General features: G+C 71.8%; 17 protein-coding genes. 9 read left to right on the plus strand and 8 right to left on the minus strand.

Annotation, left to right across the window (positions count from 1 at the left end; all coding sequences use genetic code 11):
* The first annotated feature begins 186 nt into the window (after window positions 1-186).
* On the plus strand, window positions 187-1,533 hold the full coding sequence (locus tag ACSMX9_RS23940) for a hypothetical protein (protein WP_445396828.1): 1,347 nt from the start codon (window positions 187-189) through the stop codon (window positions 1,531-1,533).
* A 25-nt stretch (window positions 1,534-1,558) separates the two neighbouring features.
* On the opposite strand, the gene ACSMX9_RS23945 is transcribed toward ACSMX9_RS23940, so the two are convergent.
* A complete protein-coding gene (locus ACSMX9_RS23945; RefSeq protein WP_445396829.1) occupies window positions 1,559-4,462 on the minus strand; it encodes a helix-turn-helix transcriptional regulator in 2,904 nt (967 codons plus the stop codon).
* Window positions 4,463-4,836: 374 nt separating this feature from the next.
* On the opposite strand from ACSMX9_RS23945, the gene ACSMX9_RS23950 reads away from it, so the two are divergent.
* The 4 genes from ACSMX9_RS23950 (at window position 4,837) to ACSMX9_RS23965 (ending at window position 10,203) form a co-directional block, all read left to right on the plus strand.
* Window positions 4,837-5,847: an AraC-like ligand-binding domain-containing protein gene (locus ACSMX9_RS23950; RefSeq protein WP_445396831.1), complete on the plus strand. Its 1,011-nt coding sequence runs from the start codon at window positions 4,837-4,839 to the stop codon at window positions 5,845-5,847.
* 99 nt (window positions 5,848-5,946) lie between these two features.
* Window positions 5,947-7,287: an FG-GAP repeat domain-containing protein gene (locus ACSMX9_RS23955; RefSeq protein ID WP_445403082.1), complete on the plus strand. Its 1,341-nt coding sequence runs from the start codon at window positions 5,947-5,949 to the stop codon at window positions 7,285-7,287.
* An 83-nt stretch (window positions 7,288-7,370) separates the two neighbouring features.
* Window positions 7,371-8,525 carry a transglycosylase family protein gene (locus ACSMX9_RS23960; protein WP_445396833.1) on the plus strand — a complete coding sequence of 385 codons (1,155 nt, stop codon included), beginning with the start codon at window positions 7,371-7,373 and terminating at the stop codon, window positions 8,523-8,525.
* A 34-nt stretch (window positions 8,526-8,559) separates the two neighbouring features.
* Complete coding sequence (locus ACSMX9_RS23965) at window positions 8,560-10,203, plus strand: FG-GAP-like repeat-containing protein (RefSeq protein ID WP_445396835.1); 1,644 nt, start codon at window positions 8,560-8,562, stop codon at window positions 10,201-10,203.
* A gap of 170 nt (window positions 10,204-10,373) precedes the next feature.
* Here the strand turns inward: ACSMX9_RS23965 and ACSMX9_RS23970 are convergent, their stop codons facing one another.
* From ACSMX9_RS23970 to ACSMX9_RS23985, 4 genes are all read right to left on the minus strand, one after another.
* On the minus strand, window positions 10,374-11,132 hold the full coding sequence (locus tag ACSMX9_RS23970; RefSeq protein ID WP_351246103.1) for an iron ABC transporter ATP-binding protein: 759 nt from the start codon (window positions 11,130-11,132) through the stop codon (window positions 10,374-10,376).
* Window positions 11,129-12,157, minus strand: coding sequence for an iron chelate uptake ABC transporter family permease subunit (locus ACSMX9_RS23975; protein WP_351246105.1), 1,029 nt, complete (start codon window positions 12,155-12,157; stop codon window positions 11,129-11,131). Before ACSMX9_RS23975 ends, ACSMX9_RS23970 begins: the two co-directional genes overlap by 4 nt.
* Window positions 12,150-13,112 carry an ABC transporter permease gene (locus ACSMX9_RS23980; RefSeq protein ID WP_445396837.1) on the minus strand — a complete coding sequence of 321 codons (963 nt, stop codon included), beginning with the start codon at window positions 13,110-13,112 and terminating at the stop codon, window positions 12,150-12,152. Before ACSMX9_RS23980 ends, ACSMX9_RS23975 begins: the two co-directional genes overlap by 8 nt.
* Before the next feature lie 69 nt (window positions 13,113-13,181).
* Window positions 13,182-14,144, minus strand: a complete 963-nt coding sequence (locus ACSMX9_RS23985) for an ABC transporter substrate-binding protein (RefSeq protein WP_445396839.1) — start codon at window positions 14,142-14,144, stop codon at window positions 13,182-13,184.
* Window positions 14,145-14,832: 688 nt separating this feature from the next.
* On the opposite strand from ACSMX9_RS23985, the gene prcB reads away from it, so the two are divergent.
* The gene (gene prcB / locus ACSMX9_RS23990) at window positions 14,833-15,660 is read left to right on the plus strand and encodes a proteasome subunit beta (protein ID WP_445403083.1); all 828 of its coding nucleotides are present in this window, start codon (window positions 14,833-14,835) and stop codon (window positions 15,658-15,660) included.
* A gap of 546 nt (window positions 15,661-16,206) precedes the next feature.
* On the opposite strand, the gene ACSMX9_RS23995 is transcribed toward prcB, so the two are convergent.
* Entirely contained in the window at window positions 16,207-16,497 is a 291-nt protein-coding gene (locus ACSMX9_RS23995) for a hypothetical protein (RefSeq protein ID WP_445396841.1), read from the minus strand.
* Window positions 16,498-16,774: 277 nt separating this feature from the next.
* Here ACSMX9_RS23995 and ACSMX9_RS24000 point away from each other — a divergent pair, with 277 nt between their 5' ends.
* The 3 genes from ACSMX9_RS24000 to ACSMX9_RS24010 all read left to right on the plus strand — a co-directional run bounded on the left by ACSMX9_RS24000 (window position 16,775) and on the right by ACSMX9_RS24010 (window position 20,785).
* The gene (locus ACSMX9_RS24000) at window positions 16,775-19,060 is read left to right on the plus strand and encodes an ATP-binding protein (protein WP_445396843.1); all 2,286 of its coding nucleotides are present in this window, start codon (window positions 16,775-16,777) and stop codon (window positions 19,058-19,060) included.
* Window positions 19,061-19,271: 211 nt separating this feature from the next.
* Window positions 19,272-20,123, plus strand: coding sequence for a metallophosphoesterase family protein (locus ACSMX9_RS24005; RefSeq protein ID WP_445396845.1), 852 nt, complete (start codon window positions 19,272-19,274; stop codon window positions 20,121-20,123).
* Window positions 20,120-20,785: a 4'-phosphopantetheinyl transferase family protein gene (locus tag ACSMX9_RS24010; protein ID WP_445396847.1), complete on the plus strand. Its 666-nt coding sequence runs from the start codon at window positions 20,120-20,122 to the stop codon at window positions 20,783-20,785. Before ACSMX9_RS24005 ends, ACSMX9_RS24010 begins: the two co-directional genes overlap by 4 nt.
* An 84-nt stretch (window positions 20,786-20,869) precedes the next feature.
* Here the strand turns inward: ACSMX9_RS24010 and ACSMX9_RS24015 are convergent, their stop codons facing one another.
* Both ACSMX9_RS24015 and ACSMX9_RS24020 read right to left on the minus strand, forming a co-directional pair.
* Window positions 20,870-22,096 carry an oxygenase MpaB family protein gene (locus ACSMX9_RS24015; RefSeq protein WP_445396849.1) on the minus strand — a complete coding sequence of 409 codons (1,227 nt, stop codon included), beginning with the start codon at window positions 22,094-22,096 and terminating at the stop codon, window positions 20,870-20,872.
* A gap of 83 nt (window positions 22,097-22,179) precedes the next feature.
* On the minus strand, window positions 22,180-23,265 hold the full coding sequence (locus ACSMX9_RS24020; protein ID WP_445403084.1) for a polyprenyl synthetase family protein: 1,086 nt from the start codon (window positions 23,263-23,265) through the stop codon (window positions 22,180-22,182).
* Between the last annotated feature and the right edge of the window lie 41 nt (window positions 23,266-23,306).

Below are 23,306 nucleotides of genomic sequence, written 5' to 3' on the forward strand. Positions count from 1 at the left end.
TTGTCCGTTCAATATGGGTCGCATCGCCGATCGCTTGGTTCTTCAGCGTGATGAATGTGCACGGAATAATTTGGCGGATTCGATTCGGTCGGAACCTTCAGTGGGGTCGGTCGGGTCGGACGGCCGTACTCGTACAGCGCCTTGCGCGTGATGTGCCCGGCGCCCGGACACAGGATGCGATCCCTCTTGCGTGAGCTGTCGGCCTTCCAGAAAAGCCGTGAACCGGCGTCCGTCCGTCAGCACTCGCGGACGTCGGCGCCCCGGAGGGGTCGGGCGGCATCGTCCCTCCTCCTCGCTGACGAGCGCCCCGCGACGCGCTACCGCATCGTCGTCCTCAACGCACCGGCCGAGTCGCAGACCCGCTCGGTGCTGCCGATCGTGCGGGAACTGCGACGCCGCGGCCATCGGATGACCTACGTCACCACCCGGGAGTTCGCCCCGTCCGCCGCCGCCACCGGCGTCGACGTCCTCGTTCACGACTCCTGTCCCACCCTCGGGGTGGACGCGAACCCCGAGGACTGCGGCCCGGCCGACGCCCGGTCGGTCGCGGACGCCCTCGACTGGGCCGAGGAGGTCGATGCCGCCTTCCGTGACGACGACCCGCCCGACCTGGTGCTCTACGAGACGTCGGTGCACGCCACCGCCCGATTCCTGACCTGCCGTTGGAGCAGGCCCGCGGTCCAGATACTGCCGTCGTTCGCGCAACGGGCCCAGGATGCCGCCGAGCCCGGGGCCTCCCCGGAGTCCACGGATGTCGACGACGGCTCCTGCGCCAGCAGACTGCCCGGCCACATCAGGGAGCGCCTCTACCGTTTCCTCACTCCGGGAGGAATGGCGGGCGGGGCGCCGAGCAACTTCTACACGAAACCCGAGCCCCTTTCGATTGCTTTGCTGCCCAGGGAATTCCAGACGGACGGGGAGCTCTTTGACGGCAGCGTCGCGTTCGTCGGAACCTGTACGCCCGAGTGCGGGGTGATCGACCAGTGGATTCCGCCGTCCACCGACCTTCCCGTGGTGTTCCTCGCACTCGACCCCGAACTCATCGAGGGGGGACGTGAATCCCTCCGGGCCTGTGTGTCCGCCCTTGCCGAGAAGTCGCTCCATGTGGTGGTGCTCACACCGAACGGCGCATCGGAAAGCCTTTTCGCGGCCGACGGCCCGCCCCTCAACGTCGAACTCCACGACCACGTGCCGTGGGCCACGGTGTTGCGTCGGGCGGCCGTGTTCGTCTGCCACTCGGACCTGCACAGCGTGATGGAGTCCCTCTACTTCAACACCGCACTGGTCGCCGTGCCGACGTCGCACCGGCAGCGTGCGGTGGCGGACCGGGTCGTCGAGTTGGACCTGGGCGCGAGGGTGTCCCCGGACCGCGCCGCACTCGGCACGCTCGCCGACGTGGTCACCGCCCTGGTGGCCGATCCCGGGATCGCCCGGTCCGTGCGGGAGGGACAGCGCTGGGCGCGCAACGCGGGAGGTGCGTTGCGCGCCGCTGACGAGATCGAGCGCTTCCTGGAGTGGAGCTACGAGCCGTAGGCCCCGTCGGGGCGGGCGCCGGGGGTCAGGCGGACTCGGCTCCGGCCGGGACGATGTTGAGTCGCAGCGCCAGGTCGCCCCTCCGGCTGACGTTCAACTTGCGGTAGACCCGTGTCAGGTGTTGCTCCACGGTGCTGGTCGTGATGTAGAGCTTGCGCCCTATCGCCCGGTTGGTCGCCCCCACGGCGGCGAGTTCGGCGACCCGTCGCTCCGCGTCCGTCAGCAGTTCGGCGCCGTCCGGTCCCTCCTCGACCGGAACCGGTTCGGGTTCCGGCGGATGCACCGGGCCCGGCACCGCTGAGGGCTGTTCCCACTCCGTGGCCACACGGCACGACCGCAGCATCCCGGCGGCCCGGTCGGCCATCGTCCGGGCCTGCGCCGGATCACCCGACTCCCGGTAGGCGTCGGCGAGGTCGGCCATCGTCCGGGCCAACTCGAACCTTCCGACGTCCGGATGGAGCAGCCGGACCGCCTGGTGGAGGAGGGCCGGGCGGTCCGACGGGTCCGAGGCCGCGGCCAGGACGCGCAACGAGGCGCCCCGCGCACGGGGAAGGTTGTTGCCGGGATGTCTCAACTGCTCCTCCACGAGGAGCCGGGCTCTGCCGCCGTGACCGAGCGCCAACAGCGCCTCGGCCGCGCCCCCGCGCCACGGGACGAGCGACGGCAGGTCGATGCCCCACTCCTCCATCAGGCGCCCGCAGCTCTCGAAGTCGGCCAGGGCCGCGCCGGGCCTGTTCCGCGACAGGTGGAACTGCCCGCGTGCGTGGAGGTAGTGCAGTCCGTACCGCGAGTCGAAGAGCACGTCCGGCACGGGCAGCCGCACGTACTGCGCCGCCTGCTCGTACTGCCCCAGGTGGGTGTGGGCCAGGATCAGGGTCGCCAGCGGACTGCCGAGCGCCACGCCCCAGCCGGTGGGGGAGAGGTGGGCCAGGGCCGCCTCCCCGTGCCGGACGGCCGTCGTCATGTCTCCCTGGCGCAGTGCGGCCTCCGCGCGCACCGCCGCGAACACGGCCTGCCAGCACGTGGCACCGTGCTGCGCCGCGACCTTCAGCAACTCCTCCGACCAGGCGGCCGCCTTGTCGGGGTGGTCCGCGCAGAGCAGCGCGAGCAGCGCCGCGTGCAGGGACTCGAAGGTGCCGTCACCCAGCCCGACGCTGTGCAGGACGCCTTCGGTGATCGTCAGCGTGTCGTCGTCGGGGCCCTGGGCGAGGAGCCTGGCCAACTCGTTGATCGACTTCCGCCCGGACGAGCGCACCGGTCTGACGCAGGCCCGCGACCCCAGGACCGGCGTCCCGCCCGCCCGCTGCCTGCCCTCGACCCACGTCCCGGGCACCGGGGCGGCTTCCGCGGCGGCGACCAGCGAGGGGTGCGTGTACCCGACCCAGCGGTTGAAGGTCGACAGCTCCTCCGAGGGGAAGCCGTGGCTTCTGGCCTCGTCCTCCTCCCACAGGGTCAGCGACTCGCGTGCCTCGGCGTACCGTCCGTGCCACAGCAGACTGCGGATCAGCAGGGCGGAGTCCTGTCCCGACAGGTGCCCGCGCCGCATCGCGTCCTTGAGCCACGGGGTGTGCCGCATCGCGCGCAGCGGGGAGGTCCGCCAGTCGAGGCGCATGCGGTCCGCGATGAGCGCGCCGAGCTGACGACCGTCCGTGCCGTACGTCAGGGCCAGCTTGAGGTACTCGCCCGCCGTCTCGGCCCGGCCCGCCGCCAACTCGGTGCGGGCCGCCTCCCTCAGGACGTTGATCATCCAGCCTTCGGGCGCCCTGTTCGCGGCGACGAGCTGCTCGGCGACCACCACGGGCGGTGAGCCCTCGTTCTGGAGCACGGTGGCGACCCGCAGGTGGAGTTCGTGCCGACGGTCCGGGGGAACCTGCTCCAGGACCGCGGTGCGGGCGGCGGGGTGGCGGAACCTGCCGGAACGCAGCACACCCGTGGCGGTGAGCGTGGCGATGGCGTGCTCGACGGTGGCGGTGTTCCTCCCGAGGATGTGGGCGATGGACGCCGGGGACGTGCCCTCGGCCTCCATCGCGGCCACCGTGCAGGCGACTTCGAGGACCGCGGGGCCGGCCAGGAACAGGCAGCCGGTCAACGCGTTGCGGAACGCCTCGTCGGGGACGGCCGGTTCGCTCCGGTGGAAGCCGGTGAGGGTGCGGTGGGCCGCCTCGTGGTCGTCCAGCAGCGCGGAGAGGAAGAGCGGACTGCCCCCCGACGCCTCGTGGTACGCATCGGTGAGCTCCATCGCCCTGGCCGGGCCGAGCCTGGCCCTGATCATGGCGTGCGTGCTCACCCGGGTGAACATCTCCAGGCGGATCTTGTGGCAGTTCGGCTGCCGGAACAACTCGGCGTGGAAGACCGGGTGGGGCGAGCGGATCGTGGGCGCCTCGGCGAGCAGGAGGAGCGTCCGCGACGCCTTCGTCCTGCGTTGCAGGAACAACAGCATCTGGAGGGACGGGCCGTCCGCGAACTGGAGGTCGTCGATGCTCATGACGACGGGCCCGCGCCTGCCCAGTTCCAGCAGGATGGACCGGAGTCCGTGGGCCACCGCGATGCTCGGTTGGTTCGCCAGGATCGGGTCACGAACCCGACTCGTGGACAGTTCCTCCGTCAGCAACTCGCCGACCCGGTGCCTGAACTCCCGCGGTAGCGCCTCGCTCCGGAAGAGCTGATCCATCACACCCAACGGAATTGAGCGTTCCGCCGGAGAGGCCACCGCGGTGAGCACCGTCGCGTGGTGTTCCTCCGCCCGTTTGCAGAACGTCTGCATCAATCGGGTCTTTCCGCTGCCGGTGGGTCCGGTCATCAGTGCAATACTGCTTCGTCCTTCCGCAGCGTCCTTCAACAGATCGGCTAAGATGCTCAGTTCGTGCTCACGATCGACGAGCTGAACCGATGGCCGTGTTTCCATACCGTCCCCCGTGTACGTATACATACGCGCCGGCCACCGTGAAGATAGCAAAGGAGAGGCCGAGGTTGCCTTGAGCACATGACTAAGGCTTCGCCAAGACGGTTGATGGCTGATTCACGATCATGCGAGCCCCTCCCTCGGCCGCGCTGGCCCCCTCGACCGACCGGACGACTCCCCCTCGGGCGCGGTCGACGTCCCCCGGTGCCCGGCGCGGGCGGGCCTCCCGCGCGGGGAGGTCGAGGAGGTGGAGGGGAAGGGGCGGTCCCCCGGCCCGAGCGAGGCGTAAAGGTGCCTGCCCGGCGGTCTTTCGGCAGCAGACGTGCGGGAGATGCTCCCGGCGGCGAAGCCTTTCGCTTTCGCTCTGTTGAGGACCGGAGGGGATCGTTGTGTGGCTCTGGATGTCGACTGATGAGGTGCCGGCAGCCGACCGGGTGGACTGGTACCACGACGTGGTGTCCCGCACGGTGGCTCCCCACCGCTTGCTGGTGGCGGACCGGGCGACGTTCCGTGCGCGGGCCGGGGTGCTGGGGCTCGGGCGGATCGAACTGTCGAAGCACGTCCACGCGGACCACCGGGCCTGGCGCACCCGGCGGATGATCCGCCAGAGCGATCCGGAGCACTACGTCCTGGCGCTGATCACGCACGGGGCGAAGGGGTTCTCCCAAGCCCGCAACGACACCAGGGTCGAGGCGGGGGACATGGTCTTCTTCGACACCTCGCACCCCTACACCGCCGGCAACCCCGGCACCGATCCGGTGATGTCGCTGCTGCACATACCGCGCGACCTGATCAGACTGCCCGCCGACCGGCTCGACGCCGCGCTCGGCAGCCGCATCTGCGCCCGTCGGGGGATCGGCGCGGTCCTGCGGCGGTTCCTCGCCTCGCTGGAGGCCCTCGACTCCGAGTGCACCCCGCAGGAGCTGGCGTTGCTGGAGAGGCCGCTGCTCGACCTCGCCTCCGGGCTCCTCGCCCAACAGCTCGACGCCTTCGAGGCGCTTCCCGCGCGGACCCGCAACCAGGTGCTGCTGGAGCGGATCGACTCCTTCATCGACCGCCACCTCCCCCACTCCGACCTCACCCCCCGGGCCATCGCCGCCCATCACCACATCTCGCTCCGCATGCTCCACCACCTCTTCCGGGACTGCGGCGAGACCGTGGCCGCCTCGATACGCCGGCGGCGCCTGGAGCGCGCCCACGCCGATCTGGCCGACCCCGCCCAGGACCACCGCTCCGTCCGCGCGGTCGCCGAACGCTGGGGCTTCACGAGCCCCGCCGTCTTCAGTCGGACCTTCCGTGACGTCTACGGGCTGTCGCCCCGCGAACTCCGCACGTCCCGCTCCGGTCGGGTCGCACGCAACGTCAAGGAGCCCAGCACCCCACGTCAACTCGCGGGACTTTCGGGGCTCTAGCGTGTGATCACGGGGTTCGGGAGCGCTCCCGCCCCTCCGGGTTTCCCCCTCTCCTTCCTTTCGGCCGTGTCGTCAAACGATCGGAGCTTTGACGTGCCCATGCCCTCAATGCGTTCCCTGTCCTCCTTGCGTTCGGTGCTCGCAGCCGCCACGCTGGGCGGCCTCCTCCTCGGAGGTCTCGCCCCGGCCCACGCCGCACCCGACCGGGGGCCCGCCGCCGCGGCGGCCACCGCCACCGCGTCGAGCGTCGGCGGGGCGATCAGCCGCACCGAGATACTCCAGCGCGCCCAGTACTGGGTGGACCAGCGGGTCCCGTACAGCCAGACCGCCTACCACCGCGACCCGCAGGGCCGCACCTACCGGACGGACTGCTCGGGCCTGGTGTCCATGGCCTGGCACCTGCCCACCAGCGCGGTCACCTCGACGCTTCCCAACTACTCCTCCAAGTTGGCCGGTCTGGACAGCCTCCAGCCCGGCGACGCGCTGAACGACGTCAGCTCCCACGTGATGCTCTTCGTCGGCTGGACCGACAGCACCCGCACCAGCGCCAAGATCATCGAGCACGCCAGGCCCGACACCGTCGCCCGCCCCATGACGTACTCGCGGAGCTACCTCGTCCAGAAGGGCTTCGAGCCCTACCGCTACAACAAGGTCACCGACAGTCCGGTGACCGTGCCGGACAAGGGGATGACGCACGTCACCGGAGTCGGCGACCTGACCGGCGACGGCATCAGCGACGTCATCGCGGTCCAGACGTCCAACGGCGACCTCTACCGCTACTCCGGACCGAACTACACCGGCGGCACCGCCCGCACGAAGATCGGCCACGGGTGGGACTCGATCAGCGACATCGTGGGGACGGGCGATCTGACCGGTGACGGTGTCGCGGACATCATCGCGGTGGACGCCTCCAGCGGTGATCTGTATCGGTATGCGGGTCCGGGTTATGCGGGTGGTGGTCGGGTGAAGATCGGGGTGAATTGGGACGCGATGACGAATGTGACGCCGGTGGGGGATCTGACGGGTGACGGTCAGCCGGATGTGATCGCGGTGGAGAAGGCGACGGGTGATCTGTACCGGTACGCGGGTCCGAACTTCGCGGGGGGTGCGGCGCGGACGAAGATCGGCAACGGCTGGAACATGTACTCCACGGTCGTGGGGACGGGTGACCTGACCGGCGACGGGGTCGCCGACCTCGTGGCCGTCCACGCCACCAACGGGAACCTGTACCGGTACTCGGGTCCGAACTACAACGGTGGCACCCGGGTCCAGATCGGCAACGGTTGGCAGACCATGACCAACCTGACCGGCGTCGGCGACATCACCGGCGACAACGTCCCCGACCTCCTCGCCGTCAACGCCGCCTCCCAGAAGCTGTACCGCTACTCGGGGCCGGGCTTCGCCGGCAGCAGCGCGGTGCAGATCGGCGTCAAGTGGTAGCACGCCCGATGTCGGCGGCGCCGAGCAGGCGCCGCCGACGCGAGTGCCCCGCCCCTCACCCGTCTTCGAACCGAGGTGCCCGCATGTCCGCACGCCCGCGCACGAAGTCCCTCCTGTCATCGCTGGTCGCCGCCCCGCTCGCCGCCCTGCTGCTGCCCCTGACGTCCGCCCATCCCGCCGCGGCGGCGTCCGTCGCCACCTGGGACAAGGTCGCGCAGTGCGAGTCCGGCGGGAACTGGAGCATCAACACCGGCAACGGCTACTACGGAGGACTCCAGTTCTCCAAGTCCACCTGGAACGCCTTCGGAGGGAACCAGTACTCCGCCTACGCACACCAGGCGACCAAGGAGCAGCAGATCCGCATCGCCGAGAAGGTCCTCGCCACCCAGGGCGAGGGCGCCTGGCCCACGTGCGGCCCCCGGGCAGGGCTCGGCAGCGACGACGCCGACCCGTACCCCGCCGAACCCCCGCGGCCGCAGTCCAAGATGGCGCACCTCACGCCGGTCGGGGACCTGACCGGCGACGGCCGGCCCGACATCGTCGCCGTGGAGAAGGCCACCGGCGACCTCTTCCGCTACGCGGGACCGAGCTTCACCGGCGGTGCCGCGCGCCAGAAGCTGGGCTACGGCTGGAACGGCATGAGCGACATCGTGGGGACGGGCGATCTGACCGGTGACGGTGTCGCGGACATCATCGCGGTGGACGCCTCCAGCGGTGATCTGTATCGGTATGCGGGTCCGGGTTATGCGGGTGGTGGTCGGGTGAAGATCGGGGTGAATTGGGACGCGATGACGAATGTGACGCCGGTGGGGGATCTGACGGGTGACGGTCAGCCGGATGTGATCGCGGTGGAGAAGGCGACGGGTGATCTGTACCGGTACGCGGGTCCGAACTTCGCGGGGGGTGCGGCGCGGACGAAGATCGGCAACGGCTGGAACATGTACTCCACGGTCGTGGGGACGGGTGACCTGACCGGCGACGGCGTCGCGGACCTCGTGGCCGTGCACACCCTCAACGGGAACCTGTACCGGTACTCGGGTCCGAACTACAACGGTGGCACCCGGGTCCAGATCGGCAACGGTTGGCAGACCATGACCAACCTGACCGGCGTCGGCGACATCACCGGCGACAACGTCCCCGACCTCCTCGCCGTCGACCCGACGACCGACCGCCTCTACCGCTACTCGGGGCCCGGCTTCACGGGAGGCAGCCGCGTCCAGATCGGCGTGAACTGGTAGTTCCTGTCCGTCCCTTGACCTCTCCGGAGCAGCCATGAGACGCATCGCCTCCCGCTGGGCGGGGCTGGTTCCCCTCGCCCTCGCCGGTTCCCTCCTCCTCGCCCCCGCCGCCCGGGCGGACAGCGTGGCCGGCCCCGACGCCCCACCGGTCCGCTTCGTCAGCTACAACATCTGCGGCAACATGTGCACCGATGCCAAGGGCTACGACAACCAGCGCCGCATCGACACCGTGGTCGCCGAGGCATCGGGCGCCACCTGGAACGCCGACCAGCTCCACCTCCAGGAAGTGTGCCGGCCCCAGTACGACGCGATCCGCACCCGGCTCCAGTCCAAGGGGTTCCACGGACTCTTCACCACGACCCTCTCGGGACGTGCGAACGTGTGCGGTGGCGCCGACTACGGCGTGGCGATCCTCGTCAAGGGGAGCATCACCGAGACCCGCGAACTCGACCTGACCGTCGGCGGCGAGACGGAGCCGATCAAGGTTCCCTGCGTCAAGTCCTACACCCAGAGCCGGGCCAACTGGGCCTGCTCGGTCCACCTCTACTGGAGCGACGCCGTCCTGCGCGAGCGGGAGGCAGCCCTGCTCGCCGCCCAGGCCCGGCAGTGGATCGACGCCGGAACGCCCGTCGTCCTCGGCGGTGACTTCAACGGTTCGCCACGCTCCAAGATGGCCTCCTCCTTCTACGAGCCCGGCATCAACGACGGCGGGCAGGGCGACTTCGTCGAAGCCGACGAGACCGACCGCGACCACTTCGTCGCCGACCCCTGCCGCACCGACGGCCGTGCCCGCTGCCGCAGCGGCGAACCGACCCTGAACTCCACCAAGATCGACTACCTGTTCCTCTCCGCCCGCCACTTCAAGGGAGCCAAGGCGGAAGTCCTGCCGCAGGACCCCCGGGTCTCCGACCACCGACTGGTCCGGGGCGCCGCGCACTGGTCGGACTGCGGGCCGGCCACCGACGGCGGAGCGGTCCTCCGCCGGGACGCCACCGGAGCACTGTTCCGCTACGAGGGCCGCGCGGACGGCTCGATCGCGGGCGCCTGCAAGACCGGCACGGGCTGGAGCAGCATGCGGACCGTGACCCAGGACGGCACCTCCCTGCTCGCCGTCGACGCCGGCGGAGTCCTCTGGCGCTACCCGGCCGATCCGGTCACCGGCACCTACTCGGGCTCCACCCGGGTGCGGGTGGGCGACGGTTGGCAGCCCGCGGACGTCCTGCTGGCCCCGGGTGACTTCACCGGTGACCGCAGGGCCGATCTGGTCGGTCGGGACGCGGTGGGTGACCTGTGGTTGTACCGGGGTGACGGTCAGGGTGGCTACGGTCCCCGGACCAAGATCGGCCACGGCTGGGACGCCTACACCGCCCTCCTCGCCCCGGGTGACTTCACCGGTGACCGCAGGGCCGATCTGGTCGGTCGGGACGCGGCGGGTGACCTGTGGTTGTACCGGGGTGACGGTCAGGGTGGCTACGGTCCCCGGACCAAGATCGGCCACGGCTGGCAGACCTACACCGCCCTCCTCGCCCCGGGTGATCTGAACCGCGACGGCAGGGCCGATCTCGTCGGTCGGGACGCGGCGGGTGATCTGTGGTCGTACCGGGGTGACGGTCGGGGCGGGTACGCTCCCCGGACCAAGATCGGCAACGGCTATCCCGCCGGGGAACTGCTCTTCTGACGGAACGGCGCGCCTTAGTCCCGGGCCGGCGACACGGCGCGGGACGAAGGCGCGCCCGGGGCCCGCAGGGGGGAACGCGCCGCCCTCACGGGCCCGGGCGCGCCCTCACCGTCCGAGCGCGTGAGCCTGACGGCCCCGTGGGGGAGGAGGCCCGACCGTACGCCCGGACCTCACCGGTAGTACACGGCCGTCCGCTTGCCGTCGACCTCGTGGATCTGGACCGGGGTGTCGAAGACCTCGGTGAGCACCTCGGCGCGCATCATCGCGTCGACGGTGTCGGAGGCGGCGATGCGGCCGTCGCGCAGGGCGATGATCCGGTCGGAGTAGGTGGCGGCGAAGTTGATGTCGTGCACGATCAGGACGACCGTCTTGCCGAGTTCGTCGGCGGCCCGGCGCAACTGGCCCATCATCCGCACGGAGTGCTTCATGTCCAGGTTGTTGAGGGGCTCGTCCAGCAGCACGTAACGGGTGTCCTGGGCCAGCACCATGGCGACGTAGGCGCGCTGGCGCTGGCCGCCGGAGAGCTGGTCCAGGTAGCGGTGCTGGAGGTCGCCGAGGTGGAGGAAGTCGAGCGCCTCCTCGACCTTCGCCACGCACTCGGGGGTGAGCCGGCCGCGGCTGTGCGGGAAGCGGCCGAAGGAGACCAGTTCGCGCACCGTCACCCGGGCGGTGAAGTGGTTCTCCTGCCGCAGGATGGACAGGGTGCGGGCCACCTCGGGCGACTTGGCCCGGTGGATGTCGAGGCCGTCCACGGTGACCGTGCCCGAGGTGGGCTCGGTGAGCCGGCCGATGATGGTCAGCAGGGTGGACTTCCCGGCGCCGTTGGGGCCGACCAGAGAGGTCACGCCGCCCGCGGGGATCTGCCCGGAGACGGGGCCGAGCACGGTGTCGTCGCCGTAGCTCTTGCGGATGTCGGTGAACTCGATCACAGGGTGCCCTTCCTGAGCAGGTGGACGAGGAAGATCGCCCCGCCGAGGAACTCGATGACGACGGTGAGCATGCCGGAGGCGTAGAAGACGTGCTCCATCACGAACTGGCCGCCGGCCAGGGTGATCAGCCCGATGAGGAAGGCCATCGGCAGCACGACCACGTGCCGGTGGGTGCCGGCGAACTGGTAGGCGAGCATCGCGGTGACGAACCCGAAGAAGGTCATGGGGCCGGCGAGCGCGGTCGACATGGCGATGAGCACCGAGATCAGCAGCAGCATCACCATCAGCTCGCGCTTGTGGGCGATGCCCAGGTTGGTGGCGGCGTCCCGGCCCAGCAGCAGGGTGTCCAGCCGGTAGCGGCGCTGCCAGATCACCACGCCGACGACCAGGCAGACCGCGCCGGCCAGCGGCAGGTGCTCCGCCTCGGCGGCGCTGAGCCGTCCGAACAGCCGCGCCGACAGCACGTCGTACTCGGCGGGGGAGAGCAGCCGTTGCAGGAAGTCCGACAGGCTGCGGAAGGCGAGCCCGAGCACCACGCCGACCAGCAGCAGCACGTGGAGGCTGCCGCGGCGCCCGGAGAACAGCCAGCCGAACAGCACCATGGTGAAGCCGACCATCAGCAGGGTCTGGGTGATCAGCTTGGGCGTGCCGTCGGTGGCGGCGAGCACGCTGCCGCCGAAGACGGAGACCAACAGCGTCTGCATCAGGATGTAGACGGAGTCGAAGCCCATGATCGACGGGGTGAGCAGTCGGTTGTGGGTGATGGTCTGGAACACCACCGTCGCCATGGCCTGGGCGAACGCGATCACGACCATGGTGCCGAACATGGTCAGCCGCCGCTCGAAGGCGAACTCGAAGGAGCCTTCGATGAACAGGAAGAGGAAGGCGCCGATGCAGACGGCGGCGATGGCGGCGGCCACCGCGAGCCGGCCGGCCACGGGCAGTCCGCGGCGGCCGCCCTTCGGGCGTCCGGCGGGTGCGGCGTCCGGCGCCGGGGGAGCGGTCGTCACTCGGGTCTCAGACATGGGCCTTCCCTCGCTGGCGCAGGATCATCGCGACGAACACCAGCGCACCGACCGCACCCAGGACCACCGTCGCCGGGATCTCCAGCGGGAAGACGACGAGCCGGCCGACCAGGTCGCAGGCGATCATCAGGGCGATGCTGCTGAGCACCACCCAGGGCAGGTTCTTGCGGACGTCGTCGCCGCGCGCCATGGAGACCAGGTTGGGCACGATCAGCCCGAGGAAGGGGATGAAGCCGACCACGACGGTGGTCACGCCGGTGGCCAGGGCGACCATGGTGAGTCCGACGAAGAGGATGCGCCGGTAGGGCAGTCCGAGGCTGACGGCGGTGTCGCGGCCGAGTCCGGCGATGGTGAAGCGGTCGGCGGCGAGGTACAGGCCGACGACGATGGCCCCCACCACCCACAACGGTTCGTAGGTGCCGCGCACCACGGAGCTGAACCCGCCCGAGCGCCAGGTGGCGAGCATCTGCAACAGGTTGGTGGAGGAGGCGATGTACAGGGTCACCGCACTGACCAGCGCGCCCAGCATGATGCCCACGATCGGCACGATGACCTGCGACTTGAGCGCGATCCGGCCGAGCACGAACAGGAAGACCAGCGCGCCGACGAAGGCGAAGGCGCTGGCGGCGCCCATCTTCACCAACGGCGGTGCGGCCGGGGCGAGGAGGGTGAGCAGCAGCACGCCGAGGGACGCCCACTCGCTGGTGCCGGTGGTGGTCGGTTCGACGAACCGGTTCTGCACCAGCATCTGCATGATCACGCCGGAGACCGCCATCGCGGCGGCGGCGAGGACCAGGGCGAGCGTGCGGGGCACCCGGGAGATCAGGAACATCCGCCGGGCCTCGGGATCGGTGAACAGCGCGTGCAGGTCGATGTCGTACCCGCCGACGAACAGCGAGACGGTGACCAGGACGAGCACGCCGAGGGCGGCGAGCGGCAGGGCGAGTCGGCGCATGGGGCTTCCGGGGCGAAGGAGGACGACGCGGACCCCGCCACCGGCGGGGCCGCGTCGACGGTCAGGTGGTCAGCCGGCCGCGGTGAACGCGGTCGCCACCTGGTTGAAGGCGTCGGTGTACGCCTGGGCGCCCTCGGTGACGTAGAAGTCGCTGGCGAGGTAGATGACCTGGTCCTGCTTGCGGAAGGTGGTCTTGTCCCACGCCTCCATGCCGTCCACGATCTTCTTCGCGGCGACGGCCTCGGAGCCGTCCTCGGTGCCCACGGCGGCGTCCCGGTCCAGCATGATCACCCAGTCCGGGTTCAGCTTGGCGACGGTCTCTGGGGCGAGGCCCGAGTCGTTGTGCACGGAGGTGCTGTCCTCGCCCTCGGCGCTGAGCACGTTCTTCAGGTTCAGCGGCTGGGAGAGCCGGCCGATGCGGCTGGCACCGTTGTCGATCTTGCCGGCGCTGGCGACGGCGAGGAAGACGCTCTCGCCCTTGGTGGCCGCGGCGGCGTCCTTCTCGGCCTTGTCGAGGGCGCCGACGATCTCCTTGGCCTTGGCCTCCTGGTCGAAGATCTTGCCGAGCTCCTGGGTCTGCGTCTTCAGCGCGTTGACGTATCCGTCCTTGGCCTCGTCGGAGGGGGAGACGTCCACCGTCGTGGCGATCTTGGCCAGCTTGTCGTGGTGGTCGCTGAAGCGGTAGCCGCCGATGATCACGTCCGGCTCGGCGGCGTTGAGGGCCTCGAACTTGGGCTCGCGGTGGGTGCCGACGTCCTTGATGGAGGAGTCGTTCTGCCAGTCCTCGAAGCCCTCCTTGGGCAGCAGCGCCTTGGGTACCGCGACGGGCTTCACGCCGAACGCCTTGAGCGTCGCGAAGGAGGTGTTGTCGAGCGCGGCGACCTTGGCGGGCTTCACGGGGACGTCGAGGTCGCCCTTGGCGGTGGCGACGGTGACGGTCGCCTCGCTCTTGGCCTTGCCCGAGTCCTTCTTCTCTTCGGATTCTCCGCAGGCGCTCAGCACCAACCCCGCGCACAGGACCGAACTGGTCACGAGGGTGGTCTTACGGAAACGGCTGATGGAACGCACGGCGGGTGACTCCTGGGACGGGCGGAACAGCCGGCCATGCATGGCCATGCGGCTGCGTGAACGTGTAACCATGCTTAGCCTAACCTAAGTATTGGCTGATAATCACCGCCGGGTGGCGATATGTGTCTCCACCCTGATGAAGGTGCGGGACCGGCCGGTGGGTGGTTCCGGCCGGGGGCGGTGTCAGGAGGTGTGGATGGTGATCGCCCCTCCCGGACAGAGGAGGGCGGCCTCGCGGGCCTGCGCGTGGTGGCGCGGGTGCGGGGCGGGGGCAGCAGGACGACGACGCCGTCCGTGCCGCGCTGGTCGAACAGCTCCGGGGCGACCAGCACGCACTGGCCGCCGCCAGCCCGCCGCACGAACCGTGTCGCGGCCACTGCTCGTGCCGTGCGGTCCGAGCGGCCCACGGCCAGCACCCCGCCCTCGGTGGGGCGCGGCAGCGTGGGGGGCGCCCATGCCGGCGGGGGTGACGACGGCCGGGCTGACGTACGCCGCGCAGGCGGTGACCCTGCCGTGACGGTCGGTGGCTCCCAACTCGGCCCGGGCCCAACGACCTTGGTGGTGAGCGGCGTTTTCCCCCCGCCCGCCCATGGTAGTAGTTGCTTGTACCCGGACCGAAGGAGAAGGCGTGGGGCTGGACGCGACCGGCGGAATGCTGCCCGAGGAGTTCTTCACCCCCGGAAGCTCCTCCTTCATCCGATTCCTGACGGCCCACCGGCCGGACCTCCTGATCACCGAATCCCTGCCACCGGAGGTACGGGTCGCCGAGGACGGAATTCCCCACGGCACCACCGTTCTCGCGCTCACCTACCGGGACGGCGTGCTGATAGCCGGTGACCGGCGGGCCACGATGGGAAACCTCATCGCCCAGCGCGACCTGGAGAAGGTGCATCCCACCGACGACCACACCGTGGTCGCCTTCGCGGGAACCGTCGGGCTCGCCGTGGACATGGTGAAGCTCTATCAGGTGGAGCTGACGCATTTCGAGAAGGTGGAGGGCACCTCCATGACGCTCAATGCGAAGGCGAACCGGCTGGCCGGCATGGTCCGGCAGAACCTCGGCCAGGCGATGCAGGGAATGGTCGTGGTGCCGATGCTCGTCGGCTACGACACCGACGCACCCGACGGTCCCCGGGGCCGGATCTTCAGTTTCGACGTCACCGGGGGCCCGTACGAGAAGCGGGACTTCCACGCCGAGGGCTCCGGCTCCCCTTTCGCCCGGGGCGCGCTGAAGAAGCTCTTCCGAGCGGACATGCCCCGCCGTGAGGCCGCGCTCGCGGCCCTGCATGCGCTCTACGACGCGGCGGACGACGACTCGGCCACCGGCGGTCCCGACCTGGGCCGTCGCATCTTTCCCACCGTCTCCGTCATCACCGGGGACGGGTACGAACGGCTCTCCGAGGCGGAGACCGAGGAACTGAGCCGGGAGATGGTCGAGCAGCGCCACCGCCGGCCGGACGGACCGACCGCCGCGCCGTAGCGCGCGGAGCACCGGTGCCCGCGGGGCGGGCGCCGCCGACCTCGTCAAGGTCGCCCTCGCCCTGCGCGACGGAGTCCTCCCGGCCACGCTGCACCACAACGAACCCGCCCCCGGGGGGGGGCGCCTCCCTCCTGCTGCTGGGCGCGGACTCCGCCGAAGAACTCGCCGTCCGGGCCGCCGCCGTGCGCGCCGAGGTGGAGGCGGGCGCGGAGACGGAACTACCGGCCGGGGAGCCCTCCGGGGCACTGCCGCTCGTCCCGCTTCCGCTGCGACGGGACCTCGCGAAGTTCGACCTGGAGATCACGATGGCCGACGTCTCGGACGCCGTGGTCGGCCAGGCCCAGTACAGGCCGTCCTCGGCGGAAAGGGAGACTGCGACGACCTTGCTGGAGCGCTTCCGCTCCTCGCTCCTGCTGGTTCGGCCCGGGCGCCGCTCCCGGCGGCCCGTGCCGTGGACGTCACCGCGTTCCCCTCACGGCCGCCACACGTCCGAACCGGACGCCGCGCGGGTCGCACGAGGGCCGGCAGGTCGTCTCCGGGGTGCCGTCAGACGCGGACCCGGGAGCCCGACGCCCCCGTTCCGGCGGCGCTGACGCCCCCGGGGGTGCCCTCGTCGACGAGGGAGCGGACCCGCTCCCCGGCCTCCGCGACGCGCCGGACGGCGGCGGACCGTGCGGGGACCGCAGCGTCCTCCTCCCGGTCCGGGAGGGCCGCCCGGGCTCCGGGGGCCGTTCGCTCCGCAGCCGGTGCGGGGGCGGCGGGGGGACCGTCCGCGGTCAGCGGGGCGTGCCAGTATCCGACGGGGAGCCCCGTGGCGAGCGTCAGCACACCGGTCACCGCCAGGCGCCGCCACCGTCGGAAGCGGCGGGGCGGGCCGGGGCGCCGTAGGGACGGGGGGCAGGGAACGAAGGGCAACGAAGCCTCTCTCTCCATCCGGGTCCGGCGGGGTGGGACGCTCCCCTCGGCACGGGCGGCCCGCGGGTCCACGTCGAGTCGAGTCCACCACCGGCCCCGCCGCCCCACCAGGCAGGATGACCGGCACGATTGCGGTGCGCGATACTTCTGCCGGACCACCACGCCCGAGCCGGGCACACAGCGGGGGGAGTTCGGGGACATGAGCCGCCCGACCACCGGGGACTTCGGGCAGCGCCTGCGCGAACTGAGGGCGCGCGCCGGCCTCAGCCAGGAACGGCTCGCCCACCAGGCGGGGCTGAGCGTGCGCGCCCTCGCCGACCTGGAACGCGGCCGCACCACGGGGCCGCAGCGTCGGACCGTCGAACTGGTCACCCGCGCACTGGGGTTGGGCGCCGACGAGGCCGCCGACCTGGAAGCCGCCGCTGCCGCCGGACGACCCCGCTCCGCCCCCGGGCCCGCCACGCCCGGGCCGCTGCTCTCCCTGCCCAGGGACACCCACGACTTCACCGCCCGCGGCCACCACCTGACGGATCTGCGGGCCCTGGCCACCGCCGCCGACCCCGCGTATCCGCCCGTCGCCGTCGTCGCGGGCCAACCCGGCCTCGGCAAGACCGCGTTCGCCACCCGCGCGGCGCACCTCCTCGCTCCCCTCTTCCCCGACGGGCGGCTCTGGCTCGACCTGCGCGGCATGGACGCGGAACCCGTCCGCCCGGGCGACGCCCTGGCCCGGCTGCTGCGCGCCCTCGGGGTCGCCGACCGTTCCCAGCCCCGCGAACCGGAGGAACGGGCCGAGCTGTTCCGCTCGCTCGCCGCGGGCCGGCGCCTGCTCGTGGTCCTGGACAACGCCGTCGACGAGCAACAGGTGCGCCCCCTGCTCCCCGGTTCCGGAACCTGCTTCACCGTCGTCACCAGCCGCAACTGCCTCAGCGGCCTCGAAGGGGTGCACCGCGTCGACCTGCCGCTGCTGCGCCGGGAGGAGGCGGTGGAACTCCTGACCCGCATCCTCGGCCCCGAGCGCGTCGAACGGGAGGCGCAGGCCGCCCGGGACCTCGCCGACCTGTGCGGGCACCTGCCGCTGGCCCTCCGCATCGCCGGCCAGCGGCTGGCCGCCCGGCCCCACGAGTCCCTCACCAAGCTCGCCGACCGACTCCGTCGTCAGGAACGCAGACTCGACACCCTCCGCGCCGGCGACCTGCAAGTCCGGGCCGTCTTCGCCCTCTCCTACCACCAACTCGACCCGGTCGCCCGCCTGCTGCTGCGGCGCTGCGCGCTCGCCGCCGGCCCCGACGTCAGCCCCGCGACCGCCGCCCTCCTCGCCGGAGTCCCGCTCGACGACGCGGAACTCCACCTGGAGGCGCTCGCCGACCGCGGACTGCTCCAGACCGCGCCCACGGTCGAGCGGTACCGTTTCCACGACCTCCTGAAGCTGTTCGCCGCCGAACGGACCGCGGCCGAGGACGACCCGGCCACCCGGGACGCCGCGCTGGACCGGACCGCCCGTTGGACGCTGGCCCGGGCCACCGCCGCGGCCCTCCACTTCGACGCCGAACGGCACGCCACCGGAGACCCCGACCCCGCCACCGCCCCGGTCGGCCGCGAGGAGGCCCGCGCGTGGCTGGAAGCGGAACGGGCCCAGTGGCTCGCCGCCCTGCAACGCGCCCGCACCACCGGCGACCACCGGCAGGTCCTCGACGCCGCCGAGGCCATGCACTGGTTCTCCGACCTGACCAAGCACTGGCACCAGTGGGTCGAGGTCTTCGGCCGTGCCGTCGACGCGGCCCGCGCCCTGGAGAGCCGCCAGGAGGAGGCGACCCACCTCAACTACCTCGCCTGGGCCCACAACACCTGCGCCCACGACGCCCGTGCCGCCCTCGACACCGCCCGCTCCGCGCTCGCCGTGGCCCGTGAGTGCGACGACCTCTACCAGACGGGCTGGGCCCTCGTGTACGGCGCCTCCGCCCTGCGCCGCATGGACCGCAACGGCGAGGCCGTGACCTGGCTCCGCGAATCCGTCGACTGCCTCCGCCGCGACCCCTCGTCCCGGGGCCGCCTCGCCGAACTGACGGCCCTCAACGCCCTCGGCATCACCCTGCGCGAACGCGGCCGGGCCGACCAGGCCCTGGACATCCACCGGCGCGGCGTGGACATCTGCACCCGGGGCATCCCGGGACAGGACCCGCACCTCCTCGCCCTCTACCGGGGCGTCACCCTCCAGCACGTCGGCAACGACTACGCCGCCCTCGACCGCTGGCCCGAGGCCGAAGCCCCGCTGCGCCAGTGCCTGGCCATCTTCGAGGAAGCGGACATGCCGGCCTGGAGCGGGCCCGCCGGGCTCGACCTCGGGCGGGTGCTGCGCCGCCTCGACCGCGGCGAGGAGGCCCGGGCCGTGCTGACCTCCGCCCTGGACATCCTCAGCGCGCACCACCACCCCCGGCAGGCCGAAGCCGCCGCCGAGTTGGACGCCTTCGACAGCACCCCCCGCTGACTCCCGTCCCGTCCGTGCGGATCCCGTCCACCGTTGCCGGGTCACTGTGGCGAAGTGCGCTTTTGCCGGCGCGTGGTGACGGGGAGCCTTGGCGGGGGAATGCGGTACGGGTGGCCGGCGGCATAGCCTCGGGCCGTGTGTGACGCGCCCCGGGGACACATGTCGCGCCGCACGCACGGCAGCCCCACCCGTCCCGAACGGAAGGACTTCCATGAGCACGGGCACCCTGCTCGCCATCAGCGATCTGCACGTCGTCTACCAGGAGAACCGCGAACTGACCGAGGCGCTACGACCACGGTCCGACGAGGACTGGCTGATCGTCGCCGGCGACATCGGCGAGAAGTACGCCGACATCGCCTGGACGATCGAGCTGCTGAGCCGCCGGTTCGCCAAGGTCATCTGGGCCCCGGGGAACCACGAACTGTGGACGCACCCGTCCGACCCGGTCCAGCTCCGCGGCCAGGCCCGCTACGACCGCCTGGTGGACCTGTGCCGGGAACACGGCGTGCTCACCCCCGAGTGCACCTACCCGGTGTGGCACGGCGAGACCGGGCCCGTCACCATCGCCCCCCTGTTCCTGCTGTACGACTACTCGTTCCTCGCCCCCGGGGCCACCACCCCCGAGGAGTCGCTGCGCATCGCCCACGAGACCGGCGTGGTCTGCTCCGACGAGGTGTTCCTCCACCCCGACCCCCACCCGGACCGGGCCAGTTGGTGCCGGGCCCGGGTGGAGCTGACCCGGGGCCGTCTGGAGGCCGTGCCGGCCGACCACTCGACCGTGCTGGTCAACCACTACCCGCTGGTGCGCGACCCCACCCGGGTGCTGCACTACCCCGAGTTCGCCCAGTGGTGCGGCACCACCCTGACCGCCGACTGGCACCGGCGGTACCGTGCGGTGGAGATGGTCTACGGGCACCTGCACATCCCCCGGGTGACCTGGCACGACGGGGTGCGGTTCACCGAGGTCTCGGTCGGCTACCCGCGCGAGTGGCGCGGCCGGGCCCAACCCCCCGGCCTGCGCCAGATCCTCCCCGCCCCCGCCCGTGCGGAGGCCAGCCGGTGATCGGGGAACTGCTGCCGCCGTCCGTCGCCACCGCCTGGCGGACCGACGACACCGAGCCGGTCACCCTGTTCCCCGAGGAGGAGGCCTTCATCGCCCGGGCGGTCGACAAGCGCAGACGGGAGTTCTCCACCGTACGGCTGTGCGCCCGGGACGCCCTGTCCCGGCTCGGCCTGCCCAAAACGCCCCTGGTGCCGGGCCGGCGCGGTGCGCCGGCCTGGCCCGAAGGCGTGGTCGGGACCATGACCCACTGCGCCGGGTACCGGGCCGCCGCCCTGGCCCGGGCCACCGAGGTGGTGTCCCTCGGAGCGGACGCCGAACCCGTCGGTCCGCTCCCCGACGGGGTGCTCGACGTGGTGTCGCTGCCCGAGGAGCGCCACCACCTCGCCGCACTCGACGCGTCCCACCCCGATGTGCCCTGGGACCGGGTGCTGTTCAGCGCCAAGGAGAGCGTGTTCAAGACCTGGTACCCGCTGACCCGCAAGGAACTCGACTTCACCGAGGCCGAGGTGCGGTTCGCGCCGGAGTCGGGTGCCTTCACCGCCCGTCTGCTCGTTGCGGGCCCCGTGGTGGGGGAGCGGCGACTGGAGGAGTTCACGGGCCGCTGGCTGGTGCGCGGGGGACTGGTGCTCACCGGGATCGTCGTGCTGCCGGACGGGGCGTGACGCCGTGGGGCGGGCCGCGCACGCGACCCGCCCCGCCTCCCCGGCCCCGCCGCCGCACGGCTTCCGCGGGCGCGGGCGTCGGACTCACCCGTCCGGGGCCGCCGGGTCGGGGGTGACGGGCGGCGGCGTCCAACGGTCCAGCCGCCGGGCGGCGGAGGTGACCCCGTACTCGCCCTTCAACTGCTCCGGGATGGCGTACTGCATCACCCGCCCGCGGGTCAGCGAACTCAGCTCGAAGACCGTGGTGTGGTGACCGAGGCGGTCCAGTGCCCAGGTGGCCAGGGGGGAGCGGTCCTCCAGCGTCTCCAGGACGCCCAGCAGAGCGGGCGCGGACCGCACCGCCGTGTCCCACACCGGCGAACGCGGCACCTCCAGCCAGTCCGCCACGGTCTCCCCGACCAGGAAGCGGACCATCGCCGGGACGACCGGGTCGAACAGGGTGCCGGGCACCACCTCCTCGTACAGGTCGATGAGTTGACGGGTGAGCTTCGCCCCCTCCGGTGACGGACCCATGTGACGACTCATGTAGAGGTCGGAGAAGAGCCGCGCCCGGTGCAGGTCCCCCGGCATGTGCGCCAGGTCGATCCCCAGCATCGCCCCGACCACCCGCCAGGCGTAGAAGTAGGCGTCCGCGCCCTCGTTGGACAGGTGGACACCGAGCCGGTGGAGCGCGTCCAGCACCTGGATGGAGAACATCATCTGCCCGCCGATCATGTCCTCCTGGCAGATCGGCACCCCCGCCCGGGCCACGTCCCAGCGGTCACCCCGACTCAGGTGGTACCGGATCGACGCGTGCAGCAGACGGACCTTCTGCGCGGCCGGAATGAAGCGGCTCCCCGCTTCGAAGGCGTCCGGCTGCATCAGGTAGACGGTGAACTGGCCGGTCTCCGCCATCCGCCGCGAGGGATACTCCAGGGAGTGCGTCGCGCTCAGCAGCTTGGCCACGCGCGGCACCGCGTAGCAGCTCGGCATCGCCGCGAAGGACAACGCCGTCGACACGTGGACGTTGTTGTCGATGAAGAACAGCCGGGCCCGCTCCATCTCCCCCCAGTCGACCCAGGACGGCGGCATCGCCGTCGCCTCCAGGTAGTCCCGGGCCACTGCGGGCAGACCGTCCGGAAGGTCCTGCCCCGCGGTGGTGAACCAGCGCATCAACGTGTTGAAGGCGCCCGTCTCGCCGCGGGCGAACAACTCCTCGACCGTGGCGTCCGCCAGTTCGTCCCCCACCGACCGCAACGCGTCCAGCGAGGCTTCGGTGTACGCGGGGGCGGCGTCCGCCGCGGCCCCCCGGTCTTCACGGGCGCTGTCCATGTGTCGTCTCCCCGGACGGTCGGCGGCCCGGACGGGCCGGATGCGGTGCGCGGTGACGCGCGGTCGTGGCGGGTCGGCACCCCTCAGGACGCCCGGGCCAGGCAGTGGCCCGCCAACGCGTCCAGGGCCTCGGCGCAGTGCGGCGCCAGCAACCCGGTGCGCCGGGCGGCGGCCACCGCCTCGGCCGCCGTCGCGGCCCGCGCCGAGATCAACGCCTCGACCCCGCGCCGCGCCCCGGTCCGCTCGGCGATCTCGCGGTACCGGGCCAACTCGTCCGGCCCCAGGGCCCCGCCACCGGCCAGCAGGACCCCGAGCTCCCGTCGTTCCGCGTCCGTCGCCCCGCGCCGCATCAACGTCGACAGCACCGTCGGCTTCGCCCCGCGCAGGTCGTCGAGGTTGGACTTCCCGGTGGTCCCGGGGCACCCGAAGACGCCCAGCAGGTCGTCCCGCAACTGGAACGCCTCGCCCAGCGGCAGCCCGTAGCGGCTGAACGCCGACACCAGCTCCGGCGGCGCCCCGCCGAGCACGCCCCCGAGGTGCAGCGGGTGCTCCACGGTGTACTTCGCGGTCTTGTAGCGCACGATCTGCAAGGACCGCGCGCAGTCGTCCCCGTCTCCGGCGCGGACCGGGTCGCCGTCCGCGCCGGTGCGCAACACCTCCAGGCACTCCCCGGCCACCAACTCGCGGGCCAGCGTCGCCCACAGGGGGCGGGCCCGCGCCAGATAGGCGCCCGGCAGTCCGCACGCGCCGAACAGCTGGGCGGACCAGGCGATCAGCAGATCGCCCGCCAGGAGCGCCAGCGCCCGTCCGGCGGCGGCCCGGCCGGTGCGCCGGGCACGGACCCCGGCGCGCGGGGCCAGGGCCCGGTGCGCAGTGGGCAGCCCGTGCCGCACCGCACTGCGGTCGATCAGGTCGTCGTGGACGACGGCCGCCGCGTGCACCAACTCCACGGCGGCGGCGGCCCGTACGATTCCGTCGCCGTCCGGTCGCCCGGCCGCCCGCCAACCCCAGTAGTAGAACGCGGCCCGCAGCCGTTTGCCCCGGCCCACGATCGCCCGGAGCTGCTCCCCGAGGGGTTCGAGTTCCGGGTCCACCGCCACCAGCAGGGCCGTCTCGTGCCGGGCGAACTCCTCCAGGGCGGCGTCGACCCGGACCTTGAGCGCCCCCAGGTCGGACGTCGGGGAAACCGGTCCGTGGCGTCCGGCCGCCG

It is taken from the genome of Streptomyces sp. LE64, assembly GCF_052606915.1.

Coding starts and splice junctions, on each gene's coding strand:
- ACSMX9_RS23945 (WP_445396829.1), bottom strand. CDS start 4,462: ATGTATACGTACACGGGGGACGGTATGGAAACACGGCCATCGGTTCAG.
- ACSMX9_RS24000 (WP_445396843.1), top strand. CDS start 16,775: ATGAGCCGCCCGACCACCGGGGACTTCGGGCAGCGCCTGCGCGAACTG.
- ACSMX9_RS23975 (WP_351246105.1), bottom strand. CDS start 12,157: ATGTCTGAGACCCGAGTGACGACCGCTCCCCCGGCGCCGGACGCCGCA.
- ACSMX9_RS23950 (WP_445396831.1), top strand. CDS start 4,837: ATGTCGACTGATGAGGTGCCGGCAGCCGACCGGGTGGACTGGTACCAC.
- prcB (WP_445403083.1), top strand. CDS start 14,833: ATGCTGCCCGAGGAGTTCTTCACCCCCGGAAGCTCCTCCTTCATCCGA.
- ACSMX9_RS23965 (WP_445396835.1), top strand. CDS start 8,560: ATGAGACGCATCGCCTCCCGCTGGGCGGGGCTGGTTCCCCTCGCCCTC.
- ACSMX9_RS23955 (WP_445403082.1), top strand. CDS start 5,947: ATGCCCTCAATGCGTTCCCTGTCCTCCTTGCGTTCGGTGCTCGCAGCC.
- ACSMX9_RS23980 (WP_445396837.1), bottom strand. CDS start 13,112: ATGCGCCGACTCGCCCTGCCGCTCGCCGCCCTCGGCGTGCTCGTCCTG.
- ACSMX9_RS23960 (WP_445396833.1), top strand. CDS start 7,371: ATGTCCGCACGCCCGCGCACGAAGTCCCTCCTGTCATCGCTGGTCGCC.
- ACSMX9_RS24005 (WP_445396845.1), top strand. CDS start 19,272: ATGAGCACGGGCACCCTGCTCGCCATCAGCGATCTGCACGTCGTCTAC.
- ACSMX9_RS24015 (WP_445396849.1), bottom strand. CDS start 22,096: ATGGACAGCGCCCGTGAAGACCGGGGGGCCGCGGCGGACGCCGCCCCC.